This window comes from Flavobacterium resistens (genome assembly GCF_900182645.1).
Classification (GTDB): domain Bacteria; phylum Bacteroidota; class Bacteroidia; order Flavobacteriales; family Flavobacteriaceae; genus Flavobacterium; species Flavobacterium resistens.
In genome coordinates, this window is record NZ_FXTA01000002.1 from 538,476 (window position 1) to 554,355 (window position 15,880).

Consider the following 15,880-nt stretch of genomic DNA (forward strand, 5'->3'; position numbering starts at 1 on the left):
AAAAAAGTTACAACGAAGTAAAAAATATTTTTAAAATTTATAATTTATTCCTGTTTGCAGCGATAAACTATAGGGTTTTGCTTCTCCATTTTCTTTAAAAGTATTGAGATAATATTTGAAAATAGGGTTTAGATCTAAGCCAATTTTATCTGTTAATTTGTATGTGAAGCCTATTCCGAGATCATAGGAAATATTGACTCCAGAAATATTTTTTGCTTCTCCAATCGTTTGTTTTTCAACTTTTTCAGATTTTAAATAAAGCTCATTTTTGTCTAATATTAAAAAGCTGAATCCGGTAAAGGCATCGATTCCAAATTTAGTATCGTCTTTTTTTAGTGCATAATCAAAGGCCAGTGGAATTTCATAATAAGAAAGTTTTTGATGCAATTCAATGTCGCTTGCATTTGCAAAAGTATCTTTTATATTAACGTCCGATTTTAAATCGATGTTATTATAATTCGTAATTAAATTTTGACCGAGTTCCGTCGTAATTTTTAAATTAATCTTTGAAAAACCAGCTCGGAAGCCGAATTTGTCAAACATAGTTTTGACATAAACTCCATAATGCGAACTTACAGGATGGCTTTTTGAAAGATCGTCCATAGTTGCGTTAATCAATGACTTGCCATTCAAAGAGCCAAAAATTGCCGGACCATAAAAAGCATGAATACTTACATCTGGATTCAATTCATTTGTTTTAGTGTTGTAAATTGTTTTTTTGTATTCTCTTTTTGCTGTTGCTTTTACTGGGGTTTTTAGACTATCAATAGTTATAATGCTGTCTTTTTTTATTTCCGTAATTTTTGGAGATGTTTCAGCTTTTACGATTATTAAAGTGTCTTTTTGTTCAATACTTTTTTGTGGAGTTGGTTTAAAAGGAGATTTTTTAATTTTCCCTTTGTTCTGTTTAGTGCTTTGGTTTTTATTTGTTTTTTTTGAATCTACTTTTGCATTTTTTCCTTTTGATGCCTTTTTTAAGTTTGCCGAAAAACCTGGTTTAGCTGTTTTTTTGACAACTTCTGGTTTTATAGGTTTTGTATTTCTTTCTTCTTTTCTAATAACTACTTTATATTTTTTTACCACTTCATATTCTTCATATTCATTTGTAGAGGTAATTAACTTACTGGATTCTTTTATAAGTTTAACATTTTTGGTTTTTGAAACCGTAGTAATTTGGTCTGGTTCTGTTTTTAATAATATAGATTTTGGATTTGGAACTTTACTTGATTTTAAAGTCTGATTTTTTGTATTGACTTCGCTTTTTGATTGTGTTTGCTGTGTTTGATTTTTTTCCTGAAAATCAGATTTAAGATAAAGTAATGAACAAGAAAGCACGACAGCGATTAAACTCGGAATTAACCAAGCCAAAACTCGTCTGCGTCTTTTTTGATTTAAATCTGCTTCAATTCTTGACCACAAAGCGTCATTCGGACTTTTGTCCAAATTATTTAAGTGATCTCGGATTGCTTTTCCTATTTCAGTTCTATTTTCCATTTTTTTGTTTAGAATAATAAAATGTACTTTTTGATTTAATTTTTTCCTTTAAAATTTGTTTTGCCCGATGCAAATTTGATTTTGAAGTGTTTTCAGAAATTGATAGCATTTCGGCAATTTCCTGATGTGAATAATCGTCTAATTCGTATAAACTGAAAACCAATCGATATTGATGTGGCAATTCCTGAACAAAAGACAAAATTGTATCTAGCGACAAATCGATTTCATTTTCATTAATAAAATCATCATCGGGATATTCATCTTTAATTGCTGTTAAAAGATAAGATTGCTTATAGCGGGCTATTGCTTTGTTGATTGTTATTCTTTTGATCCATCCTTCAAAACTTCCTCTTCCTTTATAATTTTTTATATTGCTGAATATCTCTATAAAAGCATCATGAAGATTGTCTTCAGCCTCAACTTCATTGGTACAATACTTAAGACATAACACATAAAGCATTTTCTTATACTCTTGGTATAATTCTTCTTGCGCTTTTCGGTTTTGCTTAATGCACTTCTTTATGAGTTCGTCTAAATTCAAATTTTATCTTTTGATTTTGTAGTATTGTTGTAAGGTGATCTTCGGTTTATAATTAATAGTGTAAAAAAAAGAAAAAGGTTGCGTTAAATAAGAAAAAAATAAACCTCTATTTCAAATTTAGAAACAGAGGTTTATTTGGATGTTTTGATCAGAATAAAACTAATTGCTGGCTTCTTCTTTTATTTCTATGAAATCTTTTATAAAAACGGGTTTTCCAGAAGCTGAAAATCCTTCAAGTGACACTTCATATTTTCCTGATACATCAGAAGCATAAAATTTACTATTTGATGTTTTGCTCAAATCAATGTTTGGCTGCCATAAAAGTTGGTGTCTATAATCTGGAATTCTTACGTTCTTATTGCTTGTGTAATCAGGACTAAAATAATTTTTCTTTACCTGAGGTCTTAAAATTTCGGGTCTAACGATAAACTTGCCTTTGAGTTTAGTATCATAATCACCATTTTTTGTTGTAAAGGAAACGATTCCATTAAAAGATTTTGAGCCATAATAATAAATTCCTCGCACTACATTTACTTTAAAAAGATTTTTAGGATTAAAGGCAAAAAACTCATTTAAGTCTTCAATAATTAATCCATCAACGATAATCATAGTTGGCAATGCCGATTCATAATTATCATTATTGTCAAAAACATGAATGGAATAAATATTATCGTTTTTTCGATAGTAAACACCTTTTAGGATTTCTGTAACTGTTTCCTCGATATTTGGGAATCGTGTAAAATCATCTAATATATATTCTTCAGATGATGCTCCGAAAAAAGGAAGTGCTATTGCCGGTGATATTACGCTATCTTTTTTGACATCATAATAAGCATTTTCAACTTGAGTCGAAATTAATCGGTCAGTGATATTTTGTTTGAAATCTGAATTGAATTGAACGACAGGAAAAGTCAAATTAGAAAAATCTACGTCCTTTTGTTTATCAATTTCAATTATATAATCTTCTTTGCCACTTTCAAGGACTTGAACAATAATGTTTGAATTTGAGTTCTCTTTTTCTAAAATAACAATGAATTTGCCTTGATCATCGGTTTTTACAATTTTCAGGTCGGCATTTTTCCCAACAATAGAAAGTGCTACTTTTTTGTTTTTAATTTCAGCATTTGCCGAAGATATTTTTCCTGTTATGATTTCACCTCGCAATTCAGGCAATACAAATTGACTGTTTGTGATTTCGCCATTTTGATTGGTTTTACCACTAAAAATTGCTTTGTTTTGAACTAAAAAACCATCTGTTTTTCTAACGGACAAAGTATAATTTCCTTTTGTAAATTCATCAGAATTTGATTTGACATTTAGTTCAATCAAATCTCGTGTATTGTATGATTTGTTTTTTATATCAAATGAAATATTGCTGTTGTTTACAGTTTCTGAAGAAACGGAATTGTACGAAACTGTACTGCCACTTGGATTTTCTTTATACGGATTTACAATGTAAATATCGGTAGAAAAATAATCAGGTACAGTTTTATTAAGCATCCAGTTTGTATAACCAATCAATTTGTAGCTTCCGGTTTCCAATGTTGTTGGAATAAAAAAGTCACCATTTCCTGTTGCTTTATCAAGAAACAATTTATGTGCAAAAACCGTTTTTTTATTGTTGTCAATTAATTGTACGTAAGCTATTTTGCTAAAAATTGAAGCAGTATTAGCTAATTTGTCGATACAGAATAATTTGTATTGCAAAGTTTCGCCTGTCAAAAAAGAATTTGCATTTGTGCTGATATAAATTGACTCATTAATTTTTTTGTCAACTTCATTCAGTTCATTTACAGAATTGTTTTTTTGAGCAAATACAATCTGCTGGCTGCTAAAAGCGAGCGCTAGATATAATATGTATTTTAGTCTATCCAAAATGGTGGTTTTATGTTTGATGAAAATGAAGTACAGTCTCCGCATTCTACTGGATACAAAATATAGTTATTGGGTAATTCTGTCGGATAATAGACTTTAATACCGCTGGCCAATAAATTTAATATTACATCTCCTTGACATTCTAGCAATGGATCTTGGCTAAAGCAGTATTTGAACACATATTCTCCTTTAGAAATATCTGGAATTGGAGAAGGGCATTCATATTGGTAGTTTGGGAATGGCTGGCCATTTAGTAAGTCAGTGAAATTGAAAAAAATCCTTTTTTCAGAATATGACGACACATCAAAATAACCAATAACTTTTTCCTTTGGATTGGCAACTGATTGAATGTTGCCGTAAAAAAATCCTGGCTGCGTTTGTGATAAGATGCTTCCTATATTAGATATCTCTTTTAATGTTGCGAAAAAAGTGTGCGCGGCAAGATTTTGCACATATTGTTTTACCAATATGCTGTATCTGTTTCTTATAATAGGATCAGTACTGGCAATAAATCGAACAGGGAAATTGATCACCTTATCTTCGGATAAATCGCTTGTACTAGTTAAAATCAGGTCGTTTGAATTTTGACTTAAGTAGCAAATTCTTGCTTCAGTCGTTCTGTCTTCAAAAACTACTTTTCCTGGAGGATTAGAACCGGGAGCATAAAAAACAGAAACAGCTTTTTGAGGATACCATTTTGGTGCCACAACTTTATAAGTTTCTTCATATTCATATCTGTAGTAGTGCGAGCTATTTGTAGGATCTGTGCTATTTACAGTGATTTCAATACCAAGCTGATTGTTTTTGGTTTTTGCTTTGGCTTCTACACTTTCAATATCAGTTTGTTGTGGTAATTTTTCAGTGGTTGAAACATAATCTCTACCATCCTTAGTACGAACATGCAATTGATATTGCCTGTCTGGAGCAGCCTGAAACGGAGCAACAGAAGTATAATTTTCAGCATTTTGTTTAAAATCGTATTTATTGCCCATATTATCGGTAACAAAAACAGTAGCATTAGTTTCAAAAGTTGGCGTTTTTTCATCAAGCTTATAGGCTCTTGTAACTTTTACTTCATGAGTTTTATTTTGATTTGTGATAGTTGCTTCAATTACAATAACATCTTCATAAGCGCTACTCGATTGGTAATCATACGGCGTTGTACAACCCAATACCGATAAAAATAAAGTTATTATTAGAAATCTAACTATAAAGACTTTTTTCATAACGGTTAAAATTTAAAATTATAAGTAATAGTTGGTACTGGAACTGCAAAGATTGAGGTTTGATAAGCTTTTACTTGACCATCTTTGGTTACAAAAAAGACTGAATACGGGTTGTTTCTGCCCAATACATTATAGATAGAAATGTTCCAGAAACTATGTGCTAATTTCTTAATCTTATGGTTTCCTTCAATGTTTAATCCAATATCTAAACGGTAATAATCAGGTATTCTGAATTTGTTTCTGTCGGTATATAAGGTGTATTCTGCACCACTGTAATAATACTTTCCAATAGGATAAGTGATTGGTCTTCCTGTTTGATATACAAAATTAGAAGAAAAACTGTAACGATGTGTAAACTTGTAATTCATTACAATGCTGAAATCGTGTGGTTTATCAAAATTACTTGGAAAATATTCACCGTTATTTACTTTTTCATCATTAAACTGACTGTCTAATTTTATGAATGATCTTGAATAGGTGTAACCAATCCAGCCATTAAGTCTTCCAATCGATTTTCTTAATAAAAACTCAATTCCATACGCTTTTCCATCACCTTGAAGTAATTCGGTCTCTAAATTTTGATTTAAAAGAAGCTGCGATCCTACTTTATAATCTAAAATGTTTTTTGAAGTTTTGTAATATCCTTCAAGACTTAATTCAAGATCATTGTACTCCAGTTTTTTAAATATACCCAACGAATATTGTAAACCGCTTTCAGGTTTTACATTCAAATCAGATAATTTCCAAGTATCAGTTGGTGCTTGAGTCGTATTGTTTGTAAGCAAATGGATGTATTGATAGTTTTTGTCGAAACCAGCTTTTACAAAAAGACTTTCATTAAAAATATAACGCAAACCGACTCTTGGCTCAAAACCACCATTTCGGGTAATTACGTCGTTGTTACCATATGTTTTTTGCTCAATTACTGTTGCAGGCGTTTTAGGCACTCCTTCCTGATAAATATTTTGTGTTGATGGGCCAAGAGCCATGTAATAAGAATATCGGGCTCCAATATCTAATAATATTTTTTCAGAAATTTGAAATTTATCAGATAAGAAAGCGGCTGATTCCAATCCTTTTTCATTTTCAATAGTAATTGGAGTGACTATTGAGGTTTCTCCGTATGGAGACAATTCTCCCGGATTTACTTTATAAAGTTTAGTCGAAACTCCATAAGTTAATTTATGTTTCGCATTAAGCTCGCTGCCAAATTTTAAAACGGCCTGACTTTCGTTTATTTTATATTTTAAAAGAAAAGACTCAGGATTAATAGATTGATATTTAATGCTGTATTTGTACTCACTATTTGTAACATTGAATTCACTATTATTTTTTTCGTTGAAGGCATGTTTCCATTTCAATGAAACTAATCTGTTGCTGTATTTAAATAACGAGTCTGGAGTCAAGGTATAAGAATCTTTGCTGTAATAACCTGTTCCTTCAACCGAATTGTTTTTGTTGATTTTATGATTGTATTTGGCAAATAGGTCATAAAAAGAAGCATGACTGTTTTTTAATCTTTCGTCATCTAAGGTTTTTAAAATCCAATCTGAATAGGTTGCGCGTCCGCCAACTAACAAACTTGCTTTGTCTTTTACAACAGGTACAGAAAGAGTAAGATTGCTGGTTACTGGTCCAATTCCTCCTTCTCCAGAAATCTTTTCGGTATTTCCATTTTTAGAAACAATATCGAAAACAGAAGATAAACGCCCTCCAAATTCAGAAGGAATTCCTCCTTTGTAAATATCAACTTTGTTGATTGTATAAGGATTTATTGAAGAGAAAAAGCCAAAAAGGTGCATAGGATTGTAAATCGTAGCATTGTCCAGTAATACTAAATTTTGATCCTCTTTTCCACCTCTGACATTGAATCCAGAAGATCCTTCGCCTGCCGTTTTGATACCAGGAATCGTTAATGCAACTTTCAAGACGTCTCGCTCTCCAAGAACTAAAGGAATAGTTTTTACGCCTTCAGCTTCAATTGTTGTAACTCCTGTTATGGCGGTTCTAATGTTTTGATTGTCTTTTCCTTTTACCAAAACTTCATCCAACTGATTGATTTTTTCAATAACAGAAAAATCTAATGTACCATTACTGTAAATCATTATTTTTCGAGAAGTACTGTTGTAAAATAATGATTCAACTTCAATCGTGCTCAGTCCTGTTGGAAGTTTAAAACTATAAAAACCTTCAGCATTGGTGGTCGAAATTATAGCGGTGTTTTTTACTTTGACATTAATATCGGCCAAAGGTTTTCCATCTTTCAGGTCAGTAATATGACCAGATAAAGTATATAAATCAACTTCTGAATCAACAGCTTCTTTTCCAATTAATGCAATTGGAGCTGTTGTTCCAGATTTGTCTTTTTTGACCGAATCATATTGCTGGAAAAAGATTGGGGCATTTGCATCTTTTTTATTGTTTTGAAACTTATCATAAATGATGCTGTTTTTTGTCAATATGATTTTATTCTTACTAACGTAAAAATTAAGTTCCGTGTCCTGTAAAACTTTTGACAAAATTTCTTCAATAGTTTTGTTTTGATAATCTCCAGAAATTAATACGTTTTTATCAAACCAATTGTCTTGGAAATAAAACTTGTATGAAGTTGAAGCTTCAATTTTCTCCAAAACAGCCACTCTGTTTATATTGTTGAACGTAAGGTTTATTGTCTTTTTTTCGCCTTGTGAATGCAGAATCTGATTAAAACCGAAAAATAATAAAAGGATAGTAAATATTCTCATTTGTATGTTTCTTCGGGTTTTAATTGTTAATGTATTTCATCAGGTTTTTCATGAATAATGGAGGGTTTTCTTTTCGTAAACTTCTATTCATGAGATAGAAATCATTTATATTTCTTTTACTTTCAGGGAATAGAGCTATAATTTCTTTTTTTTCATTGATTAAATTGAATTTGCTGTCTTTCCATAAAATAAATTCATACCGAGGTTTATAGTCGATCAAGTCTAATTCTTCCTTGATATTTTTCTTTTTTTCTTTGTAATATTTAATATAAAGCGCTTGATTATTTTTGATTATAGTTTCGTTGTAATAACCGCCTTTAAAAGAAGAATTGTTCAAGTCTTTTAGTTTTACAAAGTTTTCATCACCAATCTTAAAATGAGTAATGTTCGCTTTTATGAGTTCTATTTTCGTGGTGTTTTGCAGATCATAAGGGCGTAAAATAAGTTGATCAGCGAAGATGTCATATTTTAAGTATACATCAAAATAATCTTGACCATTGTAGTTAATGCTTCCTTTTTTGAATTCATCAGCACCATAGTATCTGTGCTGATTGCCAATTGTTCTGTCAAAGTTTAAATGCGCAGGACCATTTTTAATGTCTAAGGATTCTATTCCAGCATTTTTATCAAACCAATTGAAGATTTCGGTTTCTTTGATACTTTGGCTGTGTATCGAAGGAATGTTTAATAATAATCCAAATAAGCATAGTAATAGTATCGTTTTTTTGGAATTTTTCAAAGGATTGGTGGATTTTTGGTTTAGTTTCGGTTAATTTCAAAAGTATTAAAAAAAAGTTATAAATGGCAGTTAAAACTGTTAAAATGCGATAAAATGTTCATGTTTTGTTTTAAAAAATCTCCCAATGTTTAAACAAATTCAAAAAAGGGAAATCAGATTTCATAGATTTTCTTCCTTGTGGATGATCTTAATAAATATGTGTTTTTGGATTATTTTACTTCAAAACTTTCTTTTAGCGATACTGGAACTCCATCTTTTGTAAATCCTTCTAAATTTATTTCATATTGTCCGGGAACATCAGAAGTAAAGAATGAAATTGTTTTTTCATTATTATCTAATAACAATTCAGGCTCCCAAAGTAATTGGTATCTGTAATCAGGAACACGATCATATTTGCTTTTGTTCGTATAATCTTGTTTAAAAGATGTTATTTTGTTCAGAGGCCTTTGAATATCCGTTTTTAAAATATGAGCACCTTTTTCTTTGGTACTGTAATCATGGTTTTTTGAAGTAAAATTGATGATGCCATCAAACGCAGTTGGTCCATAAATATACACTCCTGGAACTAGGCTAACTTTGTAAATTTCATCCATTTTAAGATCAACTAATTCATTTGTGTTTTGAATTAATACACCATCGACCAACACTAATGAAGGTTCCGAGAAAAAATTAAGATCATAATTTATGTCTCTAACATGTAATGTGAAATTTTTATTTTCTTCTCGATAATACATTTCCTTAACTACTTCTATCGTTGTTTCTTTCAAGGTTGGAAATTTGGTATAATCTCCAAGAATATATTCTTTTTCAAGAGGATGATAGAATGGAAACTTTTTAATCTCCGGCTGTATACTGTCTTTTTTTAAATGATAATAGGAATTCTCTATTTGATTTGCAATCGATCTTTCTTCAAGACTAGCCTTATAATCAGAGCTAAGATAAAATTCTTCACCTTGTTTTAATTCAGATAGATTGTATCCTTGGTATTTGTCAAGTTCAACCGCATAATCATTTTTGTCTTCTCCGACAACCTGAATAATTGCATTAGAATAATTTGGGCTCTTTTCTAATATGAAATTAAATTTTCCGTCCTCATTTGTTTTAACAACTTTAAAAGCAAAATCTTTACCGGGCAATGATAACGCAATGTTTTTGTCAGCTATTTGTTTTGGATCTTTATTGTTTTTAATAGATCCTGATATGACTTCTCCACGAAGTTCGGGTAGAAAAAGTGAATTATTATTTATCGTTTCACCACTATAAGATTTTGTGAATTCATATGAATTCATCTGTTTTTTTGAAGGTAAACTATTCGTTTTTCTTATCGAAAGAGAAAAGCTTCCATTGTTGGCAATCCCATTTAAGGATTTTATTTTAAGTAAAATTTGTTCCCTTTTTGTGGCAGCTTTTTTGTTTAATTCTAAAGCAAAAGATTGATCTTTTGTCGAAGAGTTTGTTGTAATTGATTGATTTTCCTCATTTTTCTCCTGGCCATTTTGAGTTTGAGAAACAGGCTTTTTTATAGTACTAACAATGTAAGGGTTTATAATGATAAGATCGGTTACAGCTGTTTTGGTGTTCTTATTATTCAGCATCCAGTTTGTATAAGCAATTAATTTGTAATTGCCTGTTTCGATTGTTGTTGGAATAAAAAAATCACCTTCGCCAGTGCCATTTTCAAGATATATTTTATTGGCAAAAATTACCTGATTTTCTTTGTTTACAAGTTCCACATGTGCAATTTTACTAATAGAACTAAAATTATTCTTAGGTGAATTTAAACAATAAAATTTGCAATGCAGGGTTTCTCCCGCAACTAATGTTGTATTGTTGGCGTGAACAAATATATTTTCGATGTTTAATTCAGTAGTTTCATTTTTAGCCAATGAACCACTTTGTGCAATAACTGTATTTGCAGTTATCAGCATAATTGTGCGTATAATTTTTTTTAATCTATCCAAAATAAAGGTTTTATGTTAGATGAAACGCTGGTACAGTCACTACATGGAGACTCAACAAAGACTACTATATCCATATTTTGGCGATTACCATAATATACTTTTTCAGGTACTTGAGCTTTAACCAGAGCCAATATAGTGGCGCCAGCACAGCCTTTTGCATCCCAGCAATTTCTTAGTTCTACTGGATAACATTCCATAAAGTATGGCGGATATGGCTCTACTGGGAAGATATCTCTAAAATTGAAAAAGATTCTTTTTGAAGAAACAGATGAAACTTCAAAATAGCCTATTACTTTTTCTTCAGGATCATCATTGTTTTTTATATTTCCGTAATTAAATCCAGGTTGTACTTGTGAAAATAAACTAGAGGAAGTAGAAAGCGTTTTTAACGTTTCATAGTAGGTATAAGATTCTGAACTTTGCACATATTGGCGTACTATAATACTATATCGCTCATTTAGTATAGAACTGCCCATATCTATGAAACGTATAGGGAAATTGATGCGATCTTCGCTTTTGCCCACATTGCTGATTAAAATTAAATCATCTGATTTTTTTGTGGTGTAGCAAACTCTTGTTTCTTTTTCTCTTGGAACAACTAAAAAATTAGGCTCTTCAATTGAGCTGCTAAGTGGGTCAACCTTAAGTTTGTTAGGGCTCCAGTAAGGCGGTATAATTTTATATGTTTCTTCGTACTCAAACCTGTAAAATTTTGAGCTTGCAGTAGGATCATTACTAGTTACGACTATTTGCACTCCTTTAATGCCATCAACTGTTTCAATTTTTGGTTCTACATTAATTTCACTAACTGAAGTTAAAGTTTGTAAAGCAGATGAATAGGATTTACCATCATTTGTAGTAATGTTTAATTGATACGATCTTCCTGGAACTGCCTGAAAAGGGTTTTTTGAAACATAAAGACCTGAAAAATCTTCAAGTTCAAAATCGTAATTATTTTTTTCACTATCCGTCACATAAACATTTGCTCCTTTTTCAAATGCTTGTTCATTTTCTCCAAGTCGGTAAGAGCGGCTAATTTTTATTTCTTGTTTCTTTAATTCGTTTGTGATATTAGCTTGTACGACCAGTATACTTTCAAATGTGTTTGATTGAAAAATATATTGCTCCGTACAGCTACTAACAGAAAGACAGAAAATTGCAAAAAACAATATCTTGTACAAAGGATTAATATGCTGGGTTTTAAATTTCATTTACTTTAATGATTAAAATTTAATATTATATGTTATAGTCGGAATTGGCACAGAAAATATAGAAGTTTTGTATGCTTTTATTTGTCCATTTGTCGTTACAAAAAAGATCGAGTATGGATTATTTCGGCCTAAAACATTATAAATTGATATATTCCAGAAGCTATGCGACAGCTTTTTTATTTTATGATTGCCTTCAATATTAAAACCAATATCTAATCGATAATAATCAGGAATTCTATATTTATTTCGGTCACTGTACAGTGTATATTCCATGCCATTATAAATATAACTTCCAATTGGGAAGGTGATAGGTCGTCCTGATTGATATACAAAATTACTCGATAAACTGTATCGTTGTGTAAACTTATAATTGAGTACGGCGCTTACTTCGTGCGGTTTGTCAAAATTTGTTGGAAAATAATGACCATTGTTAACTTTTTCATCAAGAAACTGACTGTCTGATTTTATAAAAGTTCGTGAATAAGTATAACCTAACCAACCATTAAGTTTTCCGGCATTTTTTTTCAATAGCAACTCAACTCCGTACGCTTTTCCTTCTCCCTGTAAAAGCTGTGTTTCAGTGTTTTCCTGCAACATTAATTCAGCACCTACTTTATAGTCCAGAAGGTTGTATGATTTTTTATAATAACCTTCTAAGCTTAATTCTAAATTGTCGTTATCTAGATTTTTATAAAACCCTAAAGAATATTGATGCGCTTCCTGAGGCCTAATGTTTAAATCGGATAATTTCCAGGCGTCAGTAGGAGATTGTGTTGTGTTGTTTGTTAATAAATGAATATACTGATATGTTTTGTCATAGCTGCCTTTTACAGAAAAATCATCTGTAAATAGATAACGCATTGCTATTCTTGGTTCAAATCCACCATAGGTTTTTATGACTTCATTTTTTTTGTAATAGTTTGTACCAATTACATTGTTGTCATTGACTGGAGCATTTGGCTGGTAAACGCGCTGTGTGGATTCTCCCAATGCCGAATAGGTCGAATATCGAAGTCCGAGACTAATTAATATTCTATCATTTAAAGTATAATTATCGGAAAAATATAGAGCAGATTCCAAAGCCTTTTCATCGTCAATTTTTATTGGAATAATTTTAGAATCTGTAGTTTTTGGATTTAAATAACCAGGTTCAACATTGTAAAGCTTGCTCGATAAACCATAATTAAAAGCGTGTTTGCTGTTTAATGAATAATTTGCATTTGCAATAAATTGAGTTTCGTTTAATTTGTATCCATAATCAAAAGAGTTTGGAGTTCCGTTATCAAAATCAATATTAAATTTATATTGGCTATTAGTGAAAATAAAATCGGCTTTAGTTTTTTCGCTGAACGCATGATTCCATTTTAATGAAATTAACGCATTGCTGTATTTATAAACAGAATCAGAAGAAATACTAAAACGGTCTTTACTGTAATACAAAGTTGATTCAATGTTGTTTTTAGCGTTTATTTTGTGATTGTATTTTATGATACCATCAAAAAATGCGGCCTGACTATTATTTAGGTCTTCGTTGTCTATTTTTTTTAAAATCCATTCTGAATAAGTAGTTCTGAATCCAACTAATACACTGGCTTTGTTTTTTATAATTGGAGCTCCAATAGATAAATTACTGGTCACAGATCCAATTCCACCTTCTCCAGAAAATTTTTCAGGATTACCATTTTTAGAAGCAATATCGAAAACAGAAGATAATCGACCCCCAAATCTTGCCGGAATGCTTCCTTTGTAAATATCAACTTTGCTTGTTGTATACGGATTTACAGCAGAGAAAAAACCTAAGAAATGCGAAGTATTGTAAAGAACAGCATTGTCTAAAAGAATTAAATTCTGATCATCTTTTCCTCCTCTCACATTAAATCCTGCAGAGCCTTCACCAGTAGTTTTGATTCCAGGTAAAGTCGTCGCAACTCTAAAAATGTCTCTTTCGCCAAGAACAAGCGGAATGGTTTTTATTTTTTCAACATCGATAGTTGAAACTCCGGAAATAACATCTTTTACGTTTTTGTTTGCGCTGGTTTTAATAACAACTTCGTCTAATTCATTGAAGCTTTCTTCCAGAGACACATCAAGTTTTCCATCGTCATAAACCATTATCGTTTCTGTGGTTTTTTTGTGATTTACTAATTCAATGTCAATATAATTAAGGCCGTAAGGCACTACAATTTTATAATGACCTTCATTATCGGTAACGGTGCTGCTATTTTTTCCACGGACTCTTATAGTAGCATTCGAGAGCGTATTTTTTGTTTTTACATTTTTTACAAAACCAGAAAGCGTGTAAGATTTTAATTCGCCTCCTTTTTTTTCTTTACCTATATAGATAATTCCTGGAACGCTGCTATTTTGCGCTATTGCATCATACTGCTGATGGAATAGTGGTTTTGCTACAGTATTATCTGATTGTGGTACCGTAGTTTCAAAATAACCTTCAGGCAATGAACTGTGGATTTTGCTGTTTTTGGTTAAAATTATTTCATTATTTCTTATGATATAATTTAAAGAAGTATTTTCAAAAAGATTATTTAGCAAATCTTCAATAGAAATATTGTTATAGGTCTTATTAATTAAAACAGTTTCGGCTGTTAGCCAGTTTTCATCAAAATAAAACTTATAACCGGTGGTTTTTTCAATATTTTCTAAAGCAGTTTTTAGATTAGTATTGTTGAATTCGATAGATATTTTATTGCTTTTTTCCTGACTAAATGATATTGTATAAAAGGCGAATAAAAATAATGTAAGTATAATTTTTTTCATTTTTAATTAGATTCAGGGACTAGAAAATTGTTGATTTCCTTTATTAAATTTTCAATAAAGACTTTGTTATCTGATTCTTCTAATTGATCGTTATTACTGTAAAAATCTTTTATTTTACTTTTATATTCGGGGAAAATTTTGATGACATCATTTTTTGATGCTATTTTATAATAAGCGTTTTTATATTTCAATACAAATTCATTTTTTTCTATAAATGAATCTGTTGTAGATTGATTAGAGCCTTCCGCAATTGATTTGTTGTCAATAACTTTTGTTCTGTTTTTATGATGCTTGATGTACAAAATGTTGTCTTTAGAAAATATAATTTCCTGATAATATCCATTCATAAAAGCGGGACATGAAGGATTGTTAAAATTGATATTAATGAATTGTTTGTCATAGATTTTAAAACTACCAACATTATCTTTTATAAGACTAATGCCTAAATAATCGAATTTGCCAATAGGCTTAAGTACTAAAACATCATTATTAATGTCATACTTTAAATCTACATTGTAATAGCTTTGATTTTGATAGTTTAAATCTCCTGAAATAAAATTACCAGATATGTAATAACAGTGTGTATTGTCTAAAGATCTATAATAATTGATATAACGAGGTCCATTGAATATCGGTAAATTTTCATTTTCTACAGTCTTGTCAAATAGATTATGAATCGATATCGTATTGCTGTTATTTTGGCTATAGGTGGATATAATGTTTAAGAATAAACCAAATAAGATGAATATGGTATTCTTTTTTTGGGAATTTTTCAAAGGATCGGTGGATTTTTTAATTTGTTTTCGGCTGAATTCAAAAATATTAAAAAAAAAGTTACAAATAACACTTTAAACTGTTAAAATGTAATAAAATGATTATATTTTAAAGTAAAAAACACCTCAATTTGCGAAGAAACTGAAGTGTTTTTAAATAAAAAGGGGCAAAATTTATTTTTAATTCAAGGTGTCATCTGGGGTGTCCAAAATTTCATCAAATATTTTTTTCAGCGATTTTAAATAAATTGGAAATGAAATAATTAGCAAAATGTATTCTTTTCTCAAAACAGTAACATCATCCAGAATGATATATAAACTTGGAATTATTATCGCTAGTGACGCTAAGGCGCCAATCCAGGGATTTGTTATGAATTGTTTTAAAAGTGATAAAAATTTCATTTCTGGTTTGTTGGTTAGCGCAATTTTCATTTAAAACTATTTTGGTTTATTTGTTGGGGCAAAAATAATTTCGATTTGGTTTGTTTGGTCTGAAAATGTCATGAAAGCCATTTTTCTTGTCATGAAATCCTGAAAAATG

General features: G+C 30.5%; 11 protein-coding genes. All 11 read right to left on the reverse strand.

The genetic code is table 11. The features are described from left to right. Positions 1–30: 30 nt before the first annotated feature. Positions 31–1,494 (reverse strand): hypothetical protein, encoded by a 1,464-nt coding sequence (locus tag FN795_RS08450; protein WP_142450218.1) that lies wholly within the window; start codon positions 1,492–1,494, stop codon positions 31–33. Further along, complete coding sequence (locus tag FN795_RS08455) at positions 1,484–2,035, reverse strand: RNA polymerase sigma factor (protein ID WP_142450219.1); 552 nt, start codon at positions 2,033–2,035, stop codon at positions 1,484–1,486. Before FN795_RS08455 ends, FN795_RS08450 begins: the two co-directional genes overlap by 11 nt. 159 nt (positions 2,036–2,194) lie before the next feature. Beyond that, positions 2,195–3,910 carry a hypothetical protein gene (locus FN795_RS08460; RefSeq protein WP_142450220.1) on the reverse strand — a complete coding sequence of 572 codons (1,716 nt, stop codon included), beginning with the start codon at positions 3,908–3,910 and terminating at the stop codon, positions 2,195–2,197. Beyond that, a complete protein-coding gene (locus tag FN795_RS08465) occupies positions 3,898–5,136 on the reverse strand; it encodes a DUF4249 domain-containing protein (RefSeq protein WP_142450221.1) in 1,239 nt (412 codons plus the stop codon). Before FN795_RS08465 ends, FN795_RS08460 begins: the two co-directional genes overlap by 13 nt. Before the next feature lie 5 nt (positions 5,137–5,141). Further along, complete coding sequence (locus FN795_RS08470; protein WP_142450222.1) at positions 5,142–7,880, reverse strand: TonB-dependent receptor; 2,739 nt, start codon at positions 7,878–7,880, stop codon at positions 5,142–5,144. A 19-nt stretch (positions 7,881–7,899) separates the two neighbouring features. Continuing rightward, positions 7,900–8,619 (reverse strand): hypothetical protein, encoded by a 720-nt coding sequence (locus FN795_RS08475; protein WP_142450223.1) that lies wholly within the window; start codon positions 8,617–8,619, stop codon positions 7,900–7,902. A 209-nt stretch (positions 8,620–8,828) separates the two neighbouring features. Beyond that, complete coding sequence (locus FN795_RS08480; RefSeq protein WP_142450224.1) at positions 8,829–10,547, reverse strand: hypothetical protein; 1,719 nt, start codon at positions 10,545–10,547, stop codon at positions 8,829–8,831. A gap of 20 nt (positions 10,548–10,567) precedes the next feature. Continuing rightward, complete coding sequence (locus FN795_RS08485) at positions 10,568–11,791, reverse strand: DUF4249 domain-containing protein (RefSeq protein ID WP_142450225.1); 1,224 nt, start codon at positions 11,789–11,791, stop codon at positions 10,568–10,570. A gap of 12 nt (positions 11,792–11,803) precedes the next feature. Next, positions 11,804–14,566: a TonB-dependent receptor gene (locus FN795_RS08490; protein ID WP_142450226.1), complete on the reverse strand. Its 2,763-nt coding sequence runs from the start codon at positions 14,564–14,566 to the stop codon at positions 11,804–11,806. 2 nt (positions 14,567–14,568) lie between these two features. Further along, positions 14,569–15,342: a hypothetical protein gene (locus FN795_RS08495; RefSeq protein ID WP_142450227.1), complete on the reverse strand. Its 774-nt coding sequence runs from the start codon at positions 15,340–15,342 to the stop codon at positions 14,569–14,571. 177 nt (positions 15,343–15,519) lie between these two features. Next, positions 15,520–15,771, reverse strand: a complete 252-nt coding sequence (locus FN795_RS08500) for a hypothetical protein (protein ID WP_142450228.1) — start codon at positions 15,769–15,771, stop codon at positions 15,520–15,522. Positions 15,772–15,880 lie beyond the last annotated feature (109 nt).

Coding starts and splice junctions, on each gene's coding strand:
- FN795_RS08450 (WP_142450218.1), bottom strand. CDS start 1,494: ATGGAAAATAGAACTGAAATAGGAAAAGCAATCCGAGATCACTTAAAT.
- FN795_RS08465 (WP_142450221.1), bottom strand. CDS start 5,136: ATGAAAAAAGTCTTTATAGTTAGATTTCTAATAATAACTTTATTTTTA.
- FN795_RS08470 (WP_142450222.1), bottom strand. CDS start 7,880: ATGAGAATATTTACTATCCTTTTATTATTTTTCGGTTTTAATCAGATT.
- FN795_RS08480 (WP_142450224.1), bottom strand. CDS start 10,547: ATGCTGATAACTGCAAATACAGTTATTGCACAAAGTGGTTCATTGGCT.
- FN795_RS08485 (WP_142450225.1), bottom strand. CDS start 11,791: ATGAAATTTAAAACCCAGCATATTAATCCTTTGTACAAGATATTGTTT.
- FN795_RS08490 (WP_142450226.1), bottom strand. CDS start 14,566: ATGAAAAAAATTATACTTACATTATTTTTATTCGCCTTTTATACAATA.
- FN795_RS08500 (WP_142450228.1), bottom strand. CDS start 15,771: ATGAAAATTGCGCTAACCAACAAACCAGAAATGAAATTTTTATCACTT.